General features: G+C 44.8%; 20 protein-coding genes. 7 read left to right on the top strand and 13 right to left on the bottom strand.

Annotated elements, in window-relative coordinates; translation table 11 throughout:
* Window positions 1–16 precede the first annotated feature (16 nt).
* Together AC0IYG_RS01120 and AC0IYG_RS01115 are read right to left on the bottom strand one after the other, a co-directional pair.
* The gene (locus AC0IYG_RS01120; RefSeq protein ID WP_471709188.1) at window positions 17–859 is read right to left on the bottom strand and encodes a DEAD/DEAH box helicase family protein; all 843 of its coding nucleotides are present in this window, start codon (window positions 857–859) and stop codon (window positions 17–19) included.
* 2 nt (window positions 860–861) lie between these two features.
* Entirely contained in the window at window positions 862–1,749 is an 888-nt protein-coding gene (locus tag AC0IYG_RS01115) for a phospholipase D-like domain-containing protein (protein ID WP_471709187.1), read from the bottom strand.
* A 93-nt stretch (window positions 1,750–1,842) separates the two neighbouring features.
* On the opposite strand from AC0IYG_RS01115, the gene AC0IYG_RS01110 reads away from it, so the two are divergent.
* The gene (locus AC0IYG_RS01110; protein WP_471709186.1) at window positions 1,843–2,742 is read left to right on the top strand and encodes an alpha/beta fold hydrolase; all 900 of its coding nucleotides are present in this window, start codon (window positions 1,843–1,845) and stop codon (window positions 2,740–2,742) included.
* Window positions 2,743–2,792: 50 nt separating this feature from the next.
* On the opposite strand, the gene AC0IYG_RS01105 is transcribed toward AC0IYG_RS01110, so the two are convergent.
* The 7 genes from AC0IYG_RS01105 to AC0IYG_RS01075 all read right to left on the bottom strand — a co-directional run bounded on the left by AC0IYG_RS01105 (window position 2,793) and on the right by AC0IYG_RS01075 (window position 11,436).
* On the bottom strand, window positions 2,793–3,368 hold the full coding sequence (locus AC0IYG_RS01105) for an FISUMP domain-containing protein (RefSeq protein ID WP_471709315.1): 576 nt from the start codon (window positions 3,366–3,368) through the stop codon (window positions 2,793–2,795).
* Window positions 3,369–3,453: 85 nt separating this feature from the next.
* Window positions 3,454–6,186: a T9SS type A sorting domain-containing protein gene (locus AC0IYG_RS01100; RefSeq protein WP_471709185.1), complete on the bottom strand. Its 2,733-nt coding sequence runs from the start codon at window positions 6,184–6,186 to the stop codon at window positions 3,454–3,456.
* Entirely contained in the window at window positions 6,086–7,588 is a 1,503-nt protein-coding gene (locus tag AC0IYG_RS01095) for a hypothetical protein (RefSeq protein WP_471709184.1), read from the bottom strand. The genes AC0IYG_RS01100 and AC0IYG_RS01095 overlap by 101 nt, the downstream gene beginning before the upstream one ends.
* A 382-nt stretch (window positions 7,589–7,970) precedes the next feature.
* On the bottom strand, window positions 7,971–8,357 hold the full coding sequence (locus AC0IYG_RS01090) for a hypothetical protein (protein ID WP_471709183.1): 387 nt from the start codon (window positions 8,355–8,357) through the stop codon (window positions 7,971–7,973).
* 2,046 nt (window positions 8,358–10,403) lie between these two features.
* Window positions 10,404–10,646: a ribosomal maturation YjgA family protein gene (locus AC0IYG_RS01085; protein ID WP_471709314.1), complete on the bottom strand. Its 243-nt coding sequence runs from the start codon at window positions 10,644–10,646 to the stop codon at window positions 10,404–10,406.
* Between the two features lie 204 nt (window positions 10,647–10,850).
* Window positions 10,851–11,108, bottom strand: a complete 258-nt coding sequence (locus AC0IYG_RS01080; RefSeq protein WP_471709313.1) for a DUF5655 domain-containing protein — start codon at window positions 11,106–11,108, stop codon at window positions 10,851–10,853.
* Window positions 11,109–11,145: 37 nt separating this feature from the next.
* Window positions 11,146–11,436 carry a hypothetical protein gene (locus AC0IYG_RS01075; protein WP_471709182.1) on the bottom strand — a complete coding sequence of 97 codons (291 nt, stop codon included), beginning with the start codon at window positions 11,434–11,436 and terminating at the stop codon, window positions 11,146–11,148.
* 1,062 nt (window positions 11,437–12,498) lie between these two features.
* On the opposite strand from AC0IYG_RS01075, the gene AC0IYG_RS01070 reads away from it, so the two are divergent.
* Window positions 12,499–13,242: a beta propeller repeat protein gene (locus tag AC0IYG_RS01070; RefSeq protein ID WP_471709181.1), complete on the top strand. Its 744-nt coding sequence runs from the start codon at window positions 12,499–12,501 to the stop codon at window positions 13,240–13,242.
* A 464-nt stretch (window positions 13,243–13,706) separates the two neighbouring features.
* Here AC0IYG_RS01070 and AC0IYG_RS01065 read toward each other — a convergent pair whose 3' ends face one another.
* Together AC0IYG_RS01065 and AC0IYG_RS01060 are read right to left on the bottom strand one after the other, a co-directional pair.
* Entirely contained in the window at window positions 13,707–14,003 is a 297-nt protein-coding gene (locus tag AC0IYG_RS01065; protein ID WP_471709180.1) for a hypothetical protein, read from the bottom strand.
* 58 nt (window positions 14,004–14,061) lie between these two features.
* Entirely contained in the window at window positions 14,062–14,214 is a 153-nt protein-coding gene (locus AC0IYG_RS01060) for a hypothetical protein (RefSeq protein WP_471709179.1), read from the bottom strand.
* Window positions 14,215–15,974: 1,760 nt separating this feature from the next.
* Here AC0IYG_RS01060 and AC0IYG_RS01055 point away from each other — a divergent pair.
* The 3 genes from AC0IYG_RS01055 (at window position 15,975) to AC0IYG_RS01045 (ending at window position 18,826) form a co-directional block, all read left to right on the top strand.
* On the top strand, window positions 15,975–16,106 hold the full coding sequence (locus tag AC0IYG_RS01055) for a hypothetical protein (RefSeq protein ID WP_471709178.1): 132 nt from the start codon (window positions 15,975–15,977) through the stop codon (window positions 16,104–16,106).
* Between the two features lie 117 nt (window positions 16,107–16,223).
* Complete coding sequence (locus AC0IYG_RS01050; RefSeq protein WP_471709177.1) at window positions 16,224–17,366, top strand: hypothetical protein; 1,143 nt, start codon at window positions 16,224–16,226, stop codon at window positions 17,364–17,366.
* Between the two features lie 44 nt (window positions 17,367–17,410).
* A complete protein-coding gene (locus AC0IYG_RS01045; protein ID WP_471709176.1) occupies window positions 17,411–18,826 on the top strand; it encodes a T9SS type A sorting domain-containing protein in 1,416 nt (471 codons plus the stop codon).
* Between the two features lie 39 nt (window positions 18,827–18,865).
* Here the strand turns inward: AC0IYG_RS01045 and AC0IYG_RS01040 are convergent, their stop codons facing one another.
* On the bottom strand, window positions 18,866–19,114 hold the full coding sequence (locus AC0IYG_RS01040; protein WP_471709175.1) for a hypothetical protein: 249 nt from the start codon (window positions 19,112–19,114) through the stop codon (window positions 18,866–18,868).
* A complete protein-coding gene (locus AC0IYG_RS01035) occupies window positions 19,071–20,027 on the bottom strand; it encodes a hypothetical protein (protein WP_471709174.1) in 957 nt (318 codons plus the stop codon). The genes AC0IYG_RS01040 and AC0IYG_RS01035 overlap by 44 nt, the downstream gene beginning before the upstream one ends.
* Before the next feature lie 108 nt (window positions 20,028–20,135).
* Here AC0IYG_RS01035 and AC0IYG_RS01030 point away from each other — a divergent pair, with 108 nt between their 5' ends.
* Complete coding sequence (locus tag AC0IYG_RS01030; protein ID WP_471709173.1) at window positions 20,136–20,528, top strand: VOC family protein; 393 nt, start codon at window positions 20,136–20,138, stop codon at window positions 20,526–20,528.
* Window positions 20,529–20,732: 204 nt separating this feature from the next.
* Complete coding sequence (locus AC0IYG_RS01025) at window positions 20,733–21,098, top strand: class I SAM-dependent methyltransferase (protein ID WP_471709172.1); 366 nt, start codon at window positions 20,733–20,735, stop codon at window positions 21,096–21,098.
* Window positions 21,099–21,209: the final 111 nt, after the last annotated feature.

The following is a 21,209-nucleotide window of genomic DNA, read 5'->3' as shown; positions in this document are numbered from 1 at the left end:
CTTTTAGCCCAGCCAATCAAAACTTTTCTGCCATGTAAATGGCGTGTTCACGAGTTACACAAAAGCCCAATGCCCTGACATCCTCATAGTCTGTAAGATAGTTTTTGCAATGATTAATGATTTCTCCTACCCGAAGATCATTGTGCGTGTAAATTCTTGTCAGCTCGCTTGGGAGATAGCGTCCATTCTGCCAGGTAGCATTAGATAAATCTGTACTGTCGCTAATTCCGAAATATTGAAATGGACAAAGCAGTTTTCTGTTCATCGCCTCAGGTAATCTGATTTCAGCTGCGATTGTATCGCAAAAATCCGCCAGAATATCAGCCCCGTCAGTACGCTCGGGAGTAGCGGTTAAGCCAAGAAGCACCTTCGGCTTAAATTTATTTAGAATCGGGCGGTAGCTATTTGCGGCAATGTGGTGCACTTCATCAACGATAATGAAGTCATAATAGCTTTCCGAAAGCGGCAGCTCCTCAATGCTATTTGCAAGAGTCATCACGGACGCAAACACAACATCGTAGTTGTCTGGCTCGATGCCGTCAACCCAAAGGTCACCAAAATTGTTATCACGTAGAATGACCGCAAAAGTTGCCCTTGCCTGCATCAGTATCTCCTTTCTATGTGCGACGAAAAGCAGTCTGGCGTGAGGCTGGGTTTTACGAAAGTTCTTGAAATCAAATGCCGAGACTACCGTTTTTCCTGTACCGGTCGCGGCGATAATCAAGTTCCTATTCCTATTATGAATTTGCCTTTCCGCCAGAAGCTTTTCTAAAATTTCCTCCTGGAACGGCAAAGGCTTTATATCAAAGAAAGAAGTCCCTTCGACCTGGCCTTTGTTCTTCTCTCTTCCAAGAGCCACTTTTAGTTTCTGAGAATGTTCCCCGACCGGAAAGATTCGAATTCTCCGTCTTGCCAATACGTTTCAAAAGTTTTTGCGAATTTGTCTATGATGTGACTAACCTCCTGAGTCGTCACTTTCAAGTTCCACTCCAATCCGCTGGTTAGCGCGCTTCTCGAAATGTTGGATGAGCCAATGTAGCCCGTATTGAAGCCAGTATTTCGGAAAAACAGATATGATTTAGCGTGCAGCCGCTCGTTTTCCGTATTATATGAGACCTTCACTTCACAATTGGGCAGGCCGGCTAAAAACTCTACCGCTTTCAGATCAGTTGCGCCCATGTAGGAGGTTGTGATGATTTTGAGGGAATTACCGCGACGGGTAAATTCTTCCAGTTCTTTCTGAAAAATTCTAATCCCAGACCATTTGATGAAGGAAACCAGGAAGTATATCTTATCAGAAGAGAGAATTTCCTTTTTCAACTCACTTTCAAGCGAAAGACCGACATTAGAACCCGTGAATAGCTCGCTTTGTCCTAAACCTGTAAATGGGGTTATTTCCTTGATATGTTTTTCAAAATCTGAGAAAGGCGCATCCATTTTCGCGAATACAGCATTCAGGATTTTTCCATTTATGGAGATTAAATCCTCGTCAAAATCAGCGTGCTCAAGCTCCGTTCGCAGCACGCTTATAATCTTGTTTGATACTTTAATTTGACGATCAATACTGTCATCTCCCGTAATCAAGCTCAGACCGTAGTTCAAAAGGTGACTTACATGCTGACTAAGCACGCGAGCGACCTCACTCTTTTCGATAGGTGTTTCCTTGACAAAGAATTGTTTTTTATCGAGGGAGCTGATTTTTGAATCGATAAGCTTGGTTATTAAATTCTCGTAAAGGCCTTGCTGCATGGGAGGGTTTAGTAATGGTATTTAGATAAAGTTGTAGAAAGGAATTAGTTACCCAAATATTAGTTATGTTAGTCATTCTTCAATACTCAACATATGTCAATAAAAATCCTAACCATTGTAACTCTACTAGCATCCACGCTCCCTGCTTTCTCTCAGGAAAAAATGGTGAGTGTAAACGGCATCAATTATCACGTTCTCACGATAAGCTTGGAGCAAAGAAAGCCAGGTCAGCCGGTCTTGGTTTTCGAAAATGGCATGGGTATGGGGCTTGGAAATTGGAATACCATAGCAGATTCGCTATCTATCAATGCTCCTGTTTTTCTCTATGACAGGCAGGGCGTGGAGAAATCAGGCAAGGTTTTTCAAATGCCTACTTCTCAGAAGATAGCAGCGAACCTCAAATCACTTTTGCAACAACTGAAAGTTGAACCGCCGTATATATTGGTCGGTCATTCCATGGGTGGTGTATATGTGAGGGCTTTTGCAGGATATTATCCAAATGATGTGGAGGGGCTTGTATTTGTTGATCCGGCAGATTTTACGGAAACAAAAGCGGACTGGAATCAGATTTTCAGGACGATTGGCGTTTCTGAAAAGCGGATTGACGAAATGCTTATAAAGCGGTTATACACTCCTTCGAAAGTAGATTCATCACACTACGCCGCATGGAGTGAGGGACAGGTTTTAACGGATCTCCGAAAAACCGACTTCGCTGAGCTTAGTAGCTTACCCATTCCTCAGGTGCCCATCCTGTTTTTCGTCGGCGGAAAGCTGGAAGTTCCAATGGAACGCCGGAGTAAGGAATATGATCATGAGCGGTTCTTTGAAGTAAAGAATAGCTCCAATATGCTAAGATGGCGGCGCTTTATTCACTCTTCTAGTAAAGGTGGCGCACTGATCTATTTAAGCAACAGTGGACATTTTGTGCATCGGGACGACGCAGCGGTGGTGATTGAGAATATCAGAATGATGTTGAAAGGTTTAGAAAAATAAATCCGAAAGACTCCAATGCCGAGTAGGAATATGAGAGATATGCAAATAACTTAATCCCGAACTAGACGAACTGAAAATCCCGCAGAAACCTCGGCATCGAAACGGAACGCTTTTTTCAAGTTTTGTTTATTGCTACTGGGAGGACCACCATAGTGAAAGTTCCATTCCCAGGCCTTATCAACCGAATTAACAAGTGTGGACGTCCAAAAGATACCGAGAACACCTTGGGCAAAATAGCTACCGTCAGGTTTGCGGTGACCTCCTGCAGGCGCGTCGAACCCACTGGTATTAGTACCATTACCGTCTTCATTCCAGCCTTTGGTGCTTTTTAACGCTTCACCGGCATTGTCCTTTCCGCCAAAATGGTTTACCAGCATTGCCCATTCGCTATCTGTTGACAAGTGCCAACCGCTGGGACAGGCTTTTTTTGCTGCCTCCCAAGTGTAGAGTAAGCCCAGCTCTTTTCTATTGTTTTCATTGTCTTCATAAGCATAGCTACCGTCAACTTTATGGTTCAGGTTCTGTGCCATCCAGGTAACAATCTTTCCTGTCGAATCTTTAAAGCTGATCGTTTGATACGTTTGACCGTCTCGCGAGTCGGTGAAGGTTCCGGTGGATTGGGCAATTCCTACTTGGGTAAAAACAAGGTAGCAACTACGGTAAAGATGAGTTGTTTCATCATTGTTATTTCAGGTTTGGTACCAACTAGCTTCATCTCTTTACGACCTTGAATGTGCTTTTTTTACCTTTTGAATCAATGTTTATAATATAGATCCCGACAGAAAGCATTTGAATGTCTACGGTTTCAGTCAATTGCTTTGTGGAGAAACTGCGAAGTATACGGCCATTCAGATCGATTAGCTGAATGCTCTTTTCTTCACCCGACTCAAATGCAAGTTGAAGGAAATCCTGTGTTGGATTCGGTGAAACGGTGACTTTTAGGTAGTTCGCAGGGGGTTCTGTGGCTGTGATTACTTCAATCCTGACAGTTGCCGGATTATCGATAATACCCGTACCGCAACTGTTGTGAACTTGAAACAACATGTAAACCTGATTTGCAGAGGCGCTATATAGCTCAATCTCATCGACAGGGTTGGATGTCTGACGATACAGATCATGAACGGAAGTTCCATAATGATAGGTCCAGGGCGAACCGCCTTCCAGTAATACCTTAACACGTGGATTGGTCTTGCCGTCATAAATAACGGATTCCGTGGCGAATTTCGCTCTCGCCTTTTTGCCCGCCGTAAGTGGATATTCGTAGGCGCCGCTGGCAGTGCCGCCGTCCGACGCTACAATGCGTAAGCTGTATTGTTTGTCTGGAAACAAGTCCAAAGGAAGTGTGGCTTTCAAAGGATTTCCCGCTCCCGTGGTCACAATGTTCCGCCAGTTGCGTCCTGTTGTATCCGAAATCTGGACTGTCATTTTGTTGTCGGCTGAAAATGTTCCGGTCGTTTTATATTCAACGCTGATCGTATCCTCGGTACAAAATCCGGCACTGGTTAGGGATGACCAGTTGGTCACGCTCACCGTCCTGGCCGCGGTTGGGTTCACTTCCACGACAGCCGAACCCCTCACCTGGCCTGCTCCACAGGCATTTGTCACGGATGTAAGCGTGTATGTGGTGGTTTGCTTAGGCGAAACCCGTACGTAAGTGACCGCCCCAAGTGCCCCCGCAGCGTTACCGGTCGTGCCGTCAGACAGTGTATATTGCACGCTTTCAAAATTTTGCCTGTTGGATTTCAGTGCCAGCTGTGCGCTTTCCCCGCTATTGATCGTTGTGCTTCCTTTTATCGTAAGATCTGCAAGAATGGCTACGTACACAGGTACCGGTTCGAAAAGAGAATACTTCCTGGCGGTAACACGCAGCTCATAAAAGCTTCCTGGCAGCACTTTTGGTATTTGCAGGTTAATTGTTCCTGAAACTGATTTAGCAGAATCAAGCGTCTGTATGGCTCCGGTACTTTGGTTAACAAGCAGAAAACGAATGTAGTCGTCAGCCATGTCCACTTCGCCCAGCAGTTCGTAATTTACCTTAAACTTAGTCCCTTCGCATACACTGCTCGATGAGGAAGACACGATAAGTTTTGGCTTCACCGAAACGGCCACGGAGCCCGATGTAGTACCATATCCGCATTCATTACTTACTGAGCTGATTGCGAACTCCTGCTTTCTGCTTGGGCGCACATCCACTATTTGCAGATTATCTGACGAAAAAAGGTTGAATCTGCCATCGGTCCAAGTAGTTTCCCATGGCGAAGTGCCGGTCAGGATCAGTTCCAGGCGCACCGGTTCGCCAGCATTGACCAGTATAGGCCCGCTTTGGTCTTGTGCCCGCAAGGTTGCAGTAGGTGGTGTTGTAATAGTAATGTGCAGCAAATCGGAAACACTTCCATCCGAAGAAATAATTCTGACGTAATAAGGGCCTGCCGGCGTTGCTGCCGGGATAACACCTTTCAAAATCCGGTCTTTCACTCCACTGACCAATGTTTGATAGTCCGAAGAACCTTCACTGCCCATTTGTAGTGAAAATGTGGCATCGGAAGCGGTACCTTCCAGGATGCCAAAAGGCATTTGAATCGGCGCGCCTGCGCAGAAAGTCAGCATGCTGTTAAATATCGAAATGGATATCCGGTAAGGCATTTTGGCAACGTAGGTTTTTAAATTTACATCCGCGGTTCCGCATACATTAGTTGCTGATTTGATTTCGTAAGTCGTAAGCTCGCCTAATTTTGGCGAAATAGGCATGTATACTGCAGTAGGAGTTGGATCAAGGTTGTTAAAAGTTTTTTCCACCCCGTTTTCAGTGTAAACAATTTTTGAGATAGAAGGAGAAGTCGATGAGAAAGTCAAACGGGGCTGAACATCCGTTTCCAGGATCCTATATGGGTCTTCTGGTTTGGACGGCGGGTAAACAGAAAAATTTGTAGGCTTCTCCTGAACGCTGAATGGACGTATTTCTGTAAATAGTACAGGGTTTGTTGAAGCGATCCGTATGCCTGCATTCGCTTCATAAAAGGATTGCGTAGTCATTTTTATTTTAAATTTTCCAGCATTGTCTACGGTAATGATGTTTTGAAGTTCAGAGTAATTAGTGTGTCCCTGAATCGTAAACTTATTGCCCGAATTGAATGTGCCTACGGTTCCAAAAACAATTTCGAGACTATCATTATTACAAATCGCCCTTTTCACAGGTTCGAGGTAAATGCCGGGATTTTGTGAAGGCGTAACTGTCAAACGGGCCGATCTCACATTCTCATTTTTGAAACAAGTATTGCTTATCGACTTGATTTTAAAGTCAGTAGTCTCTTTCAAAAACATTTCCTGCGTTATAATGTCGCCGTCATTGGGATATGTCACAACCGAACCATCCGCATATTCCACCGAATAAGGAGCACCGCCAGTGAGAATATAACTGAGTTTTTGCGTCGGAAGGAATGTCATAATTATATTTAAAATTATATCCCGAAAACTGTGCATCAGGAATTGTCTGGCCGGTGATAAAATGCGATTGCTGAGACTCCATAGCCGGATTATTAGTGATAATCTGGTAAGTATAACTTCTGTATCCCCGCGGGTTTTGTGGCAGGGTCACTTCCAGAAAATCACCCGATCGCGACGCAGGCAGGATCGAAGTTTCGCCCGTTACACCATTCGTCATTCTGATGGAAAATCGCGTCGCCTCGGTCAGCGATGCATTCGATGAAAACTTGATCTTGCCTTTCGCGGCAGCGCATAAGATTTGAGGTGTCTTATCTTCATCGATCCGGATGCCGGGCCGGACCTTAATCTCAACGGTCTGAATGTCCTTTATTTCTGTTTTCCCGCAGCCCGATGACATTGATTTCAATGTGTAAGATTCGTCTTTGAGCGGAAGCGAATAAAATTGAAGCGAGGAGTTTGGTGAGCTCACTGTGGCACCATTGGTTAGTTCAGCCGTAAATGGAGGTATACCTTTTACCCGAACATCCAGCTGCACCGGCTCTCCAAAATTAATAGTGCTGCTTTGCGTATTGAAATAAGCCGAGGGTGATGCCCAAATGAATAACCTTTCACTCGTACGCGAACTTACAGTGGCTGGATTGTCGGTAACAACCTGAATGTAAACTTCATTCAAAGTTTCAACTCCGAATTGGGCCGGAACTTTCGCGGTAAGTACATTATTGCTGAGCGTCGCTGCGACTTCTGCTACTTTGGGTTTGTCGTTGAAAATAGCCTCCGTAAATCGTAGCTTATATTTTGTCTGAGCGGTTAGGGGAGTTCCCGAAGTTGAAATCGTAACATTCACCTCCCCATTTTCACAGACCGATTGCGGTGCAAAGGAAATCGTCCTGACCGAAGTGCTGTTGATCTTTGCCAGATAACTTCCACTTACCCTCATGGCACCGCACACGTTTTCAGCATGCGCAATTTTGTAAGGCTCAGTTTTCGAAACTCGAAGCGGTTGTTCTGATACAAAGTTCAGCCCATTCGGATAAATGGAAAAGTGGCTGCTATCATCCAGCGTTACATTAATCTGACCAGCACCGTAACCGGTAAATTTGATGTTGACCTGGTCAAACTTATTCAATGTGTCGGAAATGGTCGCGTTGTTTAATGTAATGGTGCCTTTACTATTAATGGCAAGCCTGTTGGACCACGCGCTTTCCACTTTGGGAGCTGAGGATACTGCTTTCAGTTGTAAATCAGTATTTGCGAAAAGCAGTGAATCCGAAAATACAAATTCCAAAAAGCCATCATTCAGCACCGCTGCAATTTCTTTGACCACAGCCGGAGCAGAAGATTTGCGAACCTGAACAGAAAATTTATTTCCGGCGCCAAAAGTGCCGGTAGTTATTATCGGCAACCGATAAGTACTTCCCAGGCAACCCGACCATGAAAAGTTATCGTTATTGATGAGAATGTTGGGGGATTGGGCAGAAACGTTTGAGAAGGCTAATAAAATAATTAAGCTTAGGAATGCGTAAAGTTTCAACATGTAAGAGGTCGGTTACAATTTCCCATGAAAGTAATAATTTATCGGAATATTATCCAGCCTGAGCAGCCATCCACATTCAGGCTAATATCTTTCTACCTTTCAAATTCAAACCCTTTTTCTGTCGGCTTCAAACCAGGATAAGTTTGCAACCGCCAGGTGATGAAAGATAAAAGGTCATTGACAACTCTTGGCGTAGATGTGGATTTGGAGATATCTACGCTTACCATTGAAATAGACCATGAGCGTAATTTCAGGTGAGTCCTTGCACTTCTACGGTTCCGAATTTTAGACTTCTTATGCTGCTGTTTTGTAGTATGGTAACAAACTGTTTATAAGTGCTGTCATCCAGCACAGCCCTATATTGACCTGTTTCCAAATCCCTATTATGGCCGTAGAAGCCATTGTCGATTTCCAGGTAAAGATTTTTGTGACTATCAAGCAGCAAAGAAACAGTTGGGCTAAACCAGGCTTGTGTGGCGTGATAAACCAATTTTTCAAAGACGAATGTCGTATCGATAACCTGTTCCTTTCGTCTGAGTTTCAACAAAGGACGGTTCTGGAAATAGGCTTTTGACAATTTAGATACCGGCTTAACGACCAGGTTTGATTTATCGCTGCTAACGATCTTAAAGGTCATACCGGTCTACATATTCAATCTTAAATTGCGTTCGCGAGCTTGTATAGATCTGTTGAAAGCTCAGTGTGTCCCCGAAAATGAATAGGTGAAAATTATCCTCTTGCATTAACTGATTGGTCATTACGTTAACCGAGTCCGGTCCAAAATTCCTAATTTCTATTAGATCTTGTTCAGGTGTAACCCACGTTCCTTTCACCATAGGTCGCTGAGCAACAGTATTATGTCCAAAAATAAAAATAAGTAAGAGGCTCGCGGCAGCTCAAAGTTTTTGCATTTCATCCAGATAGTTACAAACAAATATATAACTAAATTATATATTAAGATGGGATTGTAGCTTCAATATATGATTGTACCTGATACAGTATGATATCGAAGTTGTCAGTATACTTATACCATAAAGGGTATAATATGTCTGAATTCTCAACATTATACTTTAAAGACAAATTCGCAGATGTTTTAACAGTAAACGATAAGGGTTATACGTTCAAGTACAACGATTCCTGTCTTCGGTTATCTGAGGGCTATGCCGTAAGTTCGACTTTGCATTGCATTTGGCGGATGACTCAAAATCAAAACCTGCCAACACGCACTGATCCCAACGAATGAAGGCAAGCTGACCGATATCGCCAAGCGTTTTGATCGCGAAAAAGGGACAGAAGATAGATGTGGAAGATTGCTGTCAAATTTCACGCTTTCTGACGGAGCAAAGATATAATGGACCCTATCGAGAAGAAGCTTATCCACCATTCTGATGGAGTACAGTATTGTTCGCGATTGCCGCCAACATCCTACTGGGTTCAAACTTCGTTTTGCCTGCGGTAATCTTGGACACTAATCTGCTTAGCGTATGTTCTCCGAATTTTATAATCTTTTACAATTGTTAACATACGTTTACTCTTTCACGGCCATGCCAAGCCTAAATTTGTTCTTAAATAACAGGCCAAGCAATATATAACAGGATAAGAGACAGGAAAACTTGCAAAGTGATCAGGAGAATGGTTTTTCCTCCTTGCGTATATAGTGATAGGTTATTATTTTATGATATAGTTGCACCCCGATTTTCCTACTGTAACGGGTCGTGTCAAAGAATTTTTCGAAACCCAATTTAATGCTGTCGCCGACGCGGCAGTATATAGTCTAAGTAGTATGTCCATCAGGCTATCAGAGCAATAAAAAATAAAACACTTTTTAAATCCATCTATTATTATGAAGAAAATTACAAGCATCCAATTCGTTATCATTCTACTCTTTATAGCCAGTCTTTACGTGGCTGCTATCAGCAAGGAGAACGCCACCCCCCGCAATTGATGACGCCAAAGAGCAGACACAAAGTTTGACAGCTGATCGACAAAGAGTCCAAAGCCTTCTGGGATAAGGAATATGACAAATGGGCATCTTGCTGGGTACATGCACCTTATATCCGTACAATGGGCTGGTGGAAAGATGGCGGGGTTACCGTAGTTAAAGGATGGGACGAAAGAGAGTAGAACCAAAGGGTACATGAAGGACTTTCCTAAGCCCAACCCACAGAATGTACGGCGGGAAAACATCAATGTCAGAATCTTTAAGGATGCCGCCGGGGATGAGTTTCCACCAGTATGGCACAGATACAGGAGAGCCGTTACTGGATATGCCTGGGTCAGCCGTGAAACCCGTTTTCTAGAAAAACACAACGGGCAGTGGAAAATTGCATACGCAGGCTGGCGACGAGGGGAACAAGCAATAAGACGCACAACAACTTCAAATCTCTGGGATTGGACAGCTAAAATCACCGCCAGGTCCATCCAACTTTTTCCTACTTCGCGTCGTAGTATTATCAGGAAAGCAGGATGATTTCTGCGGTTGTCGTAATTGGCTAATACGAGGGCATAAGAGCCCTAAGACCTGTGCTACATTGTCTCGTCATGCGCCCCGCCGTCGTGCGGACAATGTAGCACAGGGTATTTTGGAGACTGATGTTGAAAGCTTTGCAGAAATAGAACAAGAAATTGTCAAATCAGAGGTTCTTCTAGCAAGGGAATGCCCCAAACACCGAATTAAAATCGTTTACTTCTGATACAGCCTGGCGCTGAATTTAGCCGAGTCCTTAATGGTTCCAATCAAAAAAATTTCCACCATTACCCCAAGCCCGACACCGACGCTATAACAAAGCAAATCGCTCCGGACGATGTAAACCCGAAGTATCAATCCTCCCAGAGGCGTATTTCGGATAGCATCGATCCACTGTGCATGGTAAAGTTGACTAAACTCAATACATATTGAAATAGTAATGCAGCTAAACGTTTCCATGTCTTGACCACCTATGAAAAAGAAAAGCAAACCCAAAAAAACACCATCATCGCCCACAACGTGTCACCTACATAAAGTTTAATAAATGCATAATGCCCGAACAGATGCCTCGATAAAAAACCCGCGAGCATCACACCGGCTGTAAGTAAAACCCGTAAATCAGCCGGTTGCGGTAGAAAAATTGTGAAGTGAAATTGTTGTACCTCACAAAGAAAGAAATGCCTGCTTTATCAAACTCATAATATATTCAAGATTGGCGGTGTCATTGACTCTAATTTCGTAATCTCCATTACCCCAGGTTCCGACATTCGAAACATCCCTTGACAGCTGTTTTGGATCATCCAATTTTCCTATTTTCAGATTAATCCACAATTTGAGACTTGTTTTTAAGACGAGCACGTCAGCAAAAACCTTTCCTTTGACGGTAAATCCGATCACCATCTTTTGTGGCTTGATTTCAATATCCGCTCCGAGATTAAGAATCGCATTTCGAAACGTCTCATACAGTTCGACTGTCTCTGTCGCTCTTACCTAGCAAATGATCTTCTTTTTCTGAATAGACTTTGATTTCTTTCGCCAACTTAGAGATTTCGGAATCATCACCCTTTTGCATTTGCTTAATGCTCGGGGCAGACCGGGATTTTTTGATTTGGTCAATGGTAAGCAGGTCGTTCTCAAACTGCTTGATTTCCCAAAGTTCAATACCTAAATCCTTGAAATTAGTTGATTGTTTCTGAAAGTCGGTAAATGAGGGAGAAACAAATATGATCCGGCTCTGCGACCAATCCATATCGTTTTAAGGCTTTCGCTATACGCTTCTATCGTATTCCATGATGAGTCGGCTCGATAATCCAGCATGAGATTGAGATACGAAAACACCTTGATCCACAACGCTGTAATTTTGGCTGCGCTTGTATTCAATAATTACAAACGACTTGCTCTCAGGATCAAATGCTAAGTGTATCAATACGAAATTGCTTGATTATGAATTCTGACCTGATCAATTTTAATGAAGTGAGAACTTCAAGATTCTTCTCGAAAAGGCTTTGAATCTCCTTTTCCAGTTTGAAAGGAACTTCGTTTAGTAGGGAGATAGGCTGGCTTGGTTGGTTGTAAAAATTTGCATGAACGTTTTTCAATGATTCAATACATAAGGCACTTTTAGCCCCAATATATCGTAAAAATAAACCTCTTTTACAAACCTTGTACCTAGCTGAGGGGTTGGAGTCAAGTATTGGCTACCTTTAATAAATTTATCAAGATACCTACATCCGTAAGGCCTAGTTCCAGCGGGAGCTGATTTGTAATTAACATGAATTTGACTAGATATGTTTGGAGACTGATTGCTCTCATTCTCTTTTGCGGCTACAGTTGTAAACATCGAGAAACATCTCCGGTGGAAAACAAGGATTTATTAATAAGCCCAAAGACCGCGAGAATTGGCGACACAATTGTCATCAACGGACCAAGTACTAGCAAGGCACTACGCCTTTCTGTCAATGATAGGACCCTATATTGGAGGCTCAAATGATTTTAAGATTTTGCTGAAAAAATGAGGCCGACATAACTGCAATTTTACCCGAAGTACACACTGAGAAAGTCCTAATAACACTTCATGCTGACGATTATCCTACGTTCCCAAATGATCTTCCGCCATTAGATTCCATTTATTATGATATTGTTGGGTTAATACCCATAGACCCGGCTAGTCGGCGACGGCATAGATTATAGCCGTATTCAAAGTGTCAATGAAAAAATCTATATCAGCACCAATGGGTCCCAAGTTTTTAAATCTGTCGATGGAGGTTATAACTGGCAGGAGATTAAAAAACATGAAGGAAACATTCCTAATATGTTTTTTCTAAACAAAGATCAGGGTTGGATTTCGCTTTTTACCGATAATCTTTTTAATGGAGCTCCTGGTGGCGAGTTGATTTATACCAATGATTCTGGCGCTTCGTATATGAAGTTAACTGTTCCCGGCCTCTACGATCAATATATAACGGATATCTTTTTTTTAGATGAAAATGAAGGATATCTGTTATCTAACAAAGGGTCAATTTGGCGAACAAAAAACAATAAAAATTTTGACCTGATATATGCGTTCCCTGACAGGGATCTCAGCAATGCGAAACAATTCAGTAGATTCTTTATCAGTGGCAAGGACTTAATTGCTTATGGTAGAAGTGGGCTTTCAGGGGACCGTTACGTAATGGTTACTGGCAAGAATGATATATTCACTTACAAATATTATGACGAGCAGATCTGGAAAGTTCAAAAAACGATAGGGACGTCAATTTTTGCTATTTTGAACAGACGATTGTATCTATCCAACAATTTCGGAAGTTCCTGGACCAAGGTAAGTGATATGGATTTGTTAAATATTCATTTTTTCGATACAAAGTATGGAATTGGCTCAACGAGGGAAAATGTTTTCGGTGATGAAGTGATCGTCGAAACCAGAGATGGAGGGCTAACATGGCAAAAACTTAGAGACTTGGGCGACTTTGTCTTTTCTCTCGACATGGATTTCTCGGGAAAAAGCGGAATCATTGGTGGGCATCGAGGCCATATGTGGAAGTACGTATTGTATTAATTGTGTCACGGAGTGGTCACTGAGAACCAAATCTTTACTGCTAAAAAGCGTTTCAAATTTGTTTAAGAATTATTAAATCTAGTATTTTTACCCCAGCAAAATCGCAGTTACCACCGCCAAAAACAACAGGCATTTTCCAAACTTTGAACAACAAAAACCACCCAAAACTCAGCCAAAACAAGCGAAAATCCACCCTTAACTATTTTCTTAATTTGCTAAAAGAATTATACATAACAAATATACTGTTGTACTATGTGTAAAAAATAGTGAGTCTTTCTAGTTCACATCAAATAAAGGAGACAAAACCTTGATTACGAGCTGATTAAAGGCAAAGTTCGAGACCCGTCTCCCTCCGCGCTGCGGTGGCACAAGTTTTTTTCCCTTAATTCGCGTTGAATTTGGGAAGTGATTGCCACCAGGTGAGCACTTTCTCGCTGAGCTGCTTTTTAATTTTTGGCTCAGACTCAGCTAAATTCGTTGTCTCTGCGGTGTCTTTGGTGATATGGTAAAGTTCCACATTGCTGCTGGTGGCGTCCATCAGTAGCTTCCATTCCCCTGAGCGCACCGCGAGGCGCGGGCTTCGATTCGGCTGCTTTGGGATAAGCATAGGCAATGTCATTTCTTCCGTACTCCCAGAACATGTCCTTTTTGCGCAGCGAAGATTTACCCAACAGTACGGCAGAGCGATCGATCCCGTCGCTTTTATAATTTGCAGGCAGGCTCACTCCTGCTAATTTGGCCAGTGTTGGCAGCAAGTCCATCGCGTGGATTTCCGATTTTTCGTCGGTTTTTCCTTGCGGAACATCGCCGCAGGCCAGCTTACCAGAAAAGGCATCCGGATACCACCTTCGTAAAGCGAGAGTTTAGAGCCTCGCAAGCCGCCGCTTCTGACTTCCGCCTGACGTCAGGCACGGCGCCATTGTCACTGGTAAAAATCACGATCGTATTTTCTGCCATTTCCAACTTTTTCAAACCGTCCAACTTAGCCGACCTATTTGGTTATCATACTTTTTCATCAAACCGCTTTAAAATGCCGCTTCCTGTTCGCGTTTACCCTTTTCACCTCCATCCTCTCCCGGCACGCCAGGTGCGTACTGCGCATCGTCGGGCCACAGATTGATGAACGAAGCAAGGCTGATCTTTGTGTCGCTTCATAAAATCCAGCGTTTTATCGACAAAGTATTGCGTCCGTCGGTCCCATCGTTTGATACTATCCTTGTCCGACCAAATCCAGTCGGTAGCCGTCAACGCCGGGTCGGGCTCGGCACTTTCAGCAGGCACTCGCGTGCTCGTCTGTAACCATATTGTTCAAATTTCGGGCGCATTGATCACATCCCTTCCTCCGCCCGTTAAATGCCACTTGCCGAAATGCCCGGTCGCATAACCCGAATTCTTGAAAAATCGGGCGATGATGGAAGGCGCATCTGGTGTCAGAAAATCAACCTGTTCTGCTTCGCGGTTATGTTTTTTGTTGTGTAAAAATGTTGTACAGTTTCACTTTGCCCGGATACATGCCAGTCAGGATGGCCGCTGGCTCTGAATCAGGAGAAACGTAAATCCGGCGCGCCGCTGTAACATCGCGCGAGTTTCAAACCGCTGGCTGCCAGCTTGTCGAGTCCATCGGGTGTTGGCACAAACTTACCCCCGTAAGCGCCAGCTTCATCCCTCGTAACCCATATCGTCGGTGCGAGAGTAACGATGATGTTAGGTCTTCGGGAACTGAGCTTAGATTGTTGGCTGCGGACTGTCCCATAGCTGCTTACTGAGGATCCTAATCAGAATGAGGAATAATGGCGATTTAAGAGTCCACGGTCATTTACTGAATGTTCCAGTTTTAGTAGTCTATTGATCATATAGACTTATTGCGAAGATAGGATGATTGTGTTAAAACAAAAACGGGCTGTCGGCAAAACGCCGCAAAAGCGGTAGTTTCCGGAAGGGGTGGCTTAACCCCGGTTTTGTAATTGCTTGTATAGCAATAATTTGCTTATTGTACTTCGGATGACGGGGTGCGCTTTCTTTTGTATTTTATACAAACACTGCCATCATCAAGCCGGATGCAATTATGAGACGATCCTTTACGAATTCGCAGCTGTCCGAACAGCCTTTTTGTTACTGTTTGGTTCCTCATTTTTACGCTGTTCAGCCAATTTGCCACGAAGTTTCTGCGCAGTTACTGTCACTTACTCAACGGAGGCCGTGCCTGCAGGAGGGGTCCTTCAGACGACTACCAGCCTGATACACATTCTGACAGTGGTTGTACAGTCTCCGTCGCCTTCCGAGCCGGACGTGGTCAAACCAGGAGCATGGCTGTCATCGAACCTCCGGAACCTTTACCGGCTCCGATGTCAGTCAATTTATCCTGCTGAAGAGGAAGCGATGCCTCTGTTGAACGAAATGCGACCGTGATCATCAGGACGAAATATCAGACGGCTGGATGGCGATGTTAGGAGTGGTTGTGTCATGGGTCAGTGGAACAGACCTGGATTCTCGTCGATCGATCTTCCGGCCAACTCGACAACCTATTTTTTTATTCAGGCAACAACAACACTGGATGCCGCAAATCGACGAGGAAGGACGATAGCCATCAGCGGAATTAATAACGAATTACTCGATTTCAGCGACATTCGTCCAAATCCAGCTCCTACGCTGGTCAACAACCAAAGTGACAAGGCTGGCCTGCAAACGATTGTCGCGCCGACTGTAAACCTAACAGTACCGAAGCGTCTGCCGTGGCGGCCATGCTGTCAAGAGGTCCGTCCGAACACCTGATGTATGTGCTCAAAGTAACTGGCAGCGGCATTGGTACTGCATCTTTCAACAATGTTTCCATTCGGGACGACCGGAGATTATACGACCGGTGATATCAAACAATTCAGCATTTACCGGAATTCAAGTCCGGATATGTCGGGTGCCACCTATATCGGGTACGACGATAGGGTGGCGCGAATGCCGGGGAAACGCTGAACTTCGGAGTGGCTTTGGAAAGCATTGCCGAAAATGAGACCCGATACTACCTGATTACAGCCGAAATTGATCGGCGCGCCTACATTTCACACACATTTGGTATCAATGGCAACGACAATGGGCTCAACATTACTTATATCAACAATGCCACGATTATTAACAACCAGACGAACGTCGCGGGCCTGCGAACGATTTCCGGGCCTTCCATTACATATTCTACCGTACCACTTGATGCCGCCGGAATTGGTGTAGGATCATCGGATAATGTAGTGTATATCCTTAAAGCAGAGACCGGCAGCATACCTTTTACTTCCATTTCACAGATGAGTCTGAAAACCGCCGGTAACTATGCCGGCTCGGATTTTTACAGATTTGAAGTTTGGAGAAATACGACACCCACCATGACTGGGGCCACGAGGGAAAGCTTGGCCGAGCCGGTTCAAGGCAGCGGAGAAACGCTCTCATTCTTTTTCGAGGGCGGCTCGTCTAACATCACCGCTAACACCACCGTGTATTACATGATCACCTTGGACGTGGCTATAGACGCAACCAAAGGCAAAACCCTGTATATTGATGGTTCAGCTGATGCGCTCACCTTTTTTTACAGCGGCCTTACGCCTTTTGCCACAAACAACCAGACGAATGCTGCGGGCGAAAGGACCATTGTAGGTCCCACCGTTACGTACTCGACCGTGGCACTGCCTGCTGGGAATGTACCGCAAAAAACTTCAGATAACCTGTTCTACATTCTCAAAGTGGAAACCGGGGCAGGAACGGTGGCGATGAACGGGCTGTCTATTCAAACCAACGGAACATATACCAGCGAGGATATCGGCTCTTTTACCATCTGGAAGCATAGTGTTCCCAGTATGACTGGAAGAGGATTGGTGGCGTCAGATCCTTCCGTGGAGGGAAGTGGAGAGACACTTACTTTTTCATTTTCGGAAACCATCGAAGCCAACAGCACCGTTTATTTGCTGATATCAGCAAACGTCAATGTGCAGGCGACCATTGGTCGTACATTCGGCATCAACGGTTCGGGCAATGCCCTCAACATTACTTATGCTGACGCGCCCGGTATTACAGATAACCAGGAAAATATTTCTGAGTTACAAACCGTTTCCGGCCCTCTGGTGGTGTACACTTCATTCCGGTAAGTGGCGGACAGGCATTACGTGAAGCCATACATCATGTGCTATATGTGCTGCAGATATCAACAGGCGATGGTCCGGCCGTATATTTCAACAATCTGACTGTGCGTGCAACAGGGACGTATACCGATTCGGACATATCGGCTTTCAGACTATTTAGGAGCACTACTGCCACCTTGTCTCCAGGTTCGCTTGTATCGGCTACAACAGGCTCGCCTGTAACAGGGAACGGGGAGCTGGTTTCATTCCCCAGCTCGGAAATGATTCCGCCAAATACGACCGTGTTTTTCCTTGTTGTTGCGAATGTATCTCCGCAGGCGACACCCGGCCGCACATTCGGCATCAATGGGGCTGATAACGATCTGAACATCTCTTATCTTTCAAATACTCCCAAGCCTGAGATAGCGGACAAGCAAACAGACAATGCGGCATTGCAGACGATCGTTGGCTTCACTGTGACCTATACCACCGAACCTATGCAAGCATCAATTGTGCAAAAGGGCCAGAGGGACGTTCTTGTTTATATTGTGAAAGTTCAGGTGGGCATTGGCGACGTAGGGCTCAATACGATTAATATCCGCACAGCGGGTAGCTATTCCGGTTCGGATATATCCAGTTTCCAATTGGCCCGAAGCAGGAGCACGGATATGAATCGCGGAATCGAGATGTTTTCAAATGTAGTTGGGGCAACAGGTCACGGAGAAACACTTTCATTCTCTTTTCTTGCACCACAAACGCTGCAAAGTAACTCGACCTATTATTACGGGCTGTTTGCGACTGTCTCGCAAGGTGCCACCACAGGACATACATTCGGTGTCAACGGATCGAGTAATCCCATTGCTATGAATGTTTTCAATTCAACAACGAGCATTATCATCATTGACAACCAGACCAATGTGGCTGGTGGGAAATCGATCGAAAGCGCGCTGCCCGTTACGCTGGTGTCATTCAAGGCGACGTCCGAAGGCAGCGTGCGGCACTTGTCCTGGGAAACCAGCATGGAAAAAGACAATGACTATTTTGAGATTCAGAGGAGTACGGATGCGGAGCATTTCTCTGCGATCGGCCGGATCAAAGGAAGCGCGGCTGGGTTTCAAACGCAACGTTACAGCTACATTGACAATGAACTTTTCCCGGTATCGCAAACCGTGTATTACCGGCTGAAAATGGTCGACCTTGATGAGACTTTTGCTTATAGCCGCATCGCCAGTGTGCATTCCGAAGGTCTGGGCAACGCCCTTGTTTATCCGAACCCATCGTCCGACGTCATTCATTTGAATGTCGCTAATTGGGGAACTGTTTCCATGGTCAAAATTTTTGACCTTCATGGAAAAGTGGTTTATCAATCAGGCGAAAAACCAGTGAAAACCATTCTGGTCAACAAATTCCCGGCTGGGTCGTATGTCCTTTCAATCACTGACCAATCCGGCAGCACGGCAAGCCAAAGGGTTGTGATGGTAAGATAGCTCTGGTCTTTTCCTCAGGTCACGATGAAACAACATTAATCACATCGTCACCTTACCATTCAACAACACAACGCGACTGCTGAAAATATAATCAGCATCCCTGCGATCCGCATATGATTGTTGAATGAGCGCCTTACTGCGGACCACTTTTCCTTTGAACAGAACTTTGCCGTTTTGCTTGATCGTAATGGGCTTATTAAGGTTCATCATTTTATCATTCAGTTGAATGTACAATGTGTCGTTATCATTTCTCTGAATGTCGATTTCCTGACCTTGGGTAAGATGCAAAAACCGTGTGGCCTTTCACTGCCGAACGTTGCGGAACGGATAGCCAGTAAAAATGCTTCCGCACCACATCGTCCTGGGTCCAGTTTACCTTTTGAGGATATGGATTGCGTTTGAATTTGGCCATCCAGGCGACGCTGATCGTATCCTGTTGTTTCATCCAATGTGGCATCCCGGCCATTAAATGTGCATCGTGAACGAAACCGGCCTTATCGGTTGATTGCAGCGAGTCGAGCCTATTTGACCATTCGGTTAGCAATGCATTTCTATTATATGCTGCATCTTTTTCGCCCACAGCAATGAAAAACGGCAGGTTCCGGAGGTTCAGAATCGCCGCGTCGCCAGGGTGCCCGGCCATCATCGCTGCTGCTGCCCAATGATCGGCCATACGCGGGGCGAGCTGGTAAACGCCGTCACCACCTGCGGAATATCCCATGATGTAAATCTTGTTAGGGTTTACATCTTCCATCATTACCGCGTCCAAAATGGCTCTTTCAAGCAAACCATCTACCGGCTCCTGATGCCACATATTCCACGTGTTCGATGGCGAGCGCGGCACGAAATAGACGCCCTCAGCAGGTTTATATAGCCTTTGTTGATTTTTGTACTGCTGATCGTTCATCGTTGCAGGCCCACTGCCACCACCGTGCATCGAAATAAACATGCTGCGTCCATCACGTGGTTTTTCGCCAAAAACCTTAACCGTAAACAGCAGACTGTCGCTACCAATCTGAATCTTCCCATTTTCCCAATTTGCTTTGCTGGTTGGAAAAATCTTCTTTTGATAATCTGAAATCACCTTTTCGGCCTCAGCAACAGCCTCTTTTGCAGTAATACTTTTGATAGCGGGCTGCGCAAATGTGGGTGAAACGAGCAAACAGAACAGACAGGCGGCAGCAACTTTGGAAAAGAACATATAGAAGTGAAATGTTGGACTTTAATAGAAAATAAGCTCAAAAATATAAATTTCACCTATCAGAGCATTTTGTTATTTAAGTTAACGTCACCTAAAATGTCCGATACAATGAAAAAGCACATTTCCCTGATTAGCCTGTTGGTCGAGGATTATGACGATGCGATTTCCTTTTATGTGCAAAAGCTTGGGTTTGTATTGCTCGAAGATACACCGTTGAGCGAAACCAAACGGTGGGTGCGTATTGCGCCAAATGGTGCCGCCGAATGCTGTCTGCTACTTGCAAAGGCTGCTACGGAAGAGCAGCGGGCTTATATAGGTGATCAAACTGGCGGACGAGTCTTTCTTTTCCTGAACACCGATGACTTTTGGCGTGATTACCAGAATTTGATTTCAAATGGTGTTCTAATTGTCCGCGAGCCGTCGGAAGAGCCTTATGGTACGGTGGCAGTTTTCGCTGACCTTTATGGTAATTTGTGGGATCTGATTGAAACTAGGAATTAATCACCGCTATTTTCTTGCATCAGAGAAAACAAGGGAAGAGATTGAGATCAGTTTTGGTCTCTGGAATGCACAGGAAAGGAAATCTCAGGAGTTTAATCGCAGAATGTAAATGGACAAATCAAACGGATACGAGGACAATGCAGCGACATTCATTCGCTATCGCTCGGCGGGCATTAATGGCGTTGGCGTGGCATCGGTTCGGCATTGGGCAGGGCACTGCCTCCAAATGCAACGGTGCTGGATATAGGCTGCGGAACAGGCCTGCCCATTTCAAAGACATTGACGGAGGAAGGTTTGAGCATTTATGGAGTTGACGCCTCACTTTCAATGGTCCAAATCTTCAAGCAGAACTTCCCAAATGTACCCGTTGCCTGTGAAGCCGTGGAGGATTCCTCATTTTTCAACCGGCAATTCGATGCCATCATTGCCTGGGGCCTTATGTTTCTTCTGCCGGAAGAAACACAGGAAGTTGTGATTCAAAAAATGGCCAATGCGCTGTCGACTGGCGGAAAGCTTTTGTTTACGGCACCCGCCCAGAAAATGAGATGGAAGATGCCATTACAGGAATAGATTCCATATCGCTCGGAGCGGAGAAGTACAGAGCGTTGTTGGCTGCATCGGGACTTTCGGTCACTGAGGAGTTTGAGGATGAGGGTGGGAACCATTACTATCATGCGGTGA

It is taken from the genome of Dyadobacter sp. AC419, assembly GCF_979253085.1.
The sequence above is the reverse complement of the archived record's forward strand: the minus strand, read 5'-3'. Positions and strand labels throughout refer to the sequence as shown.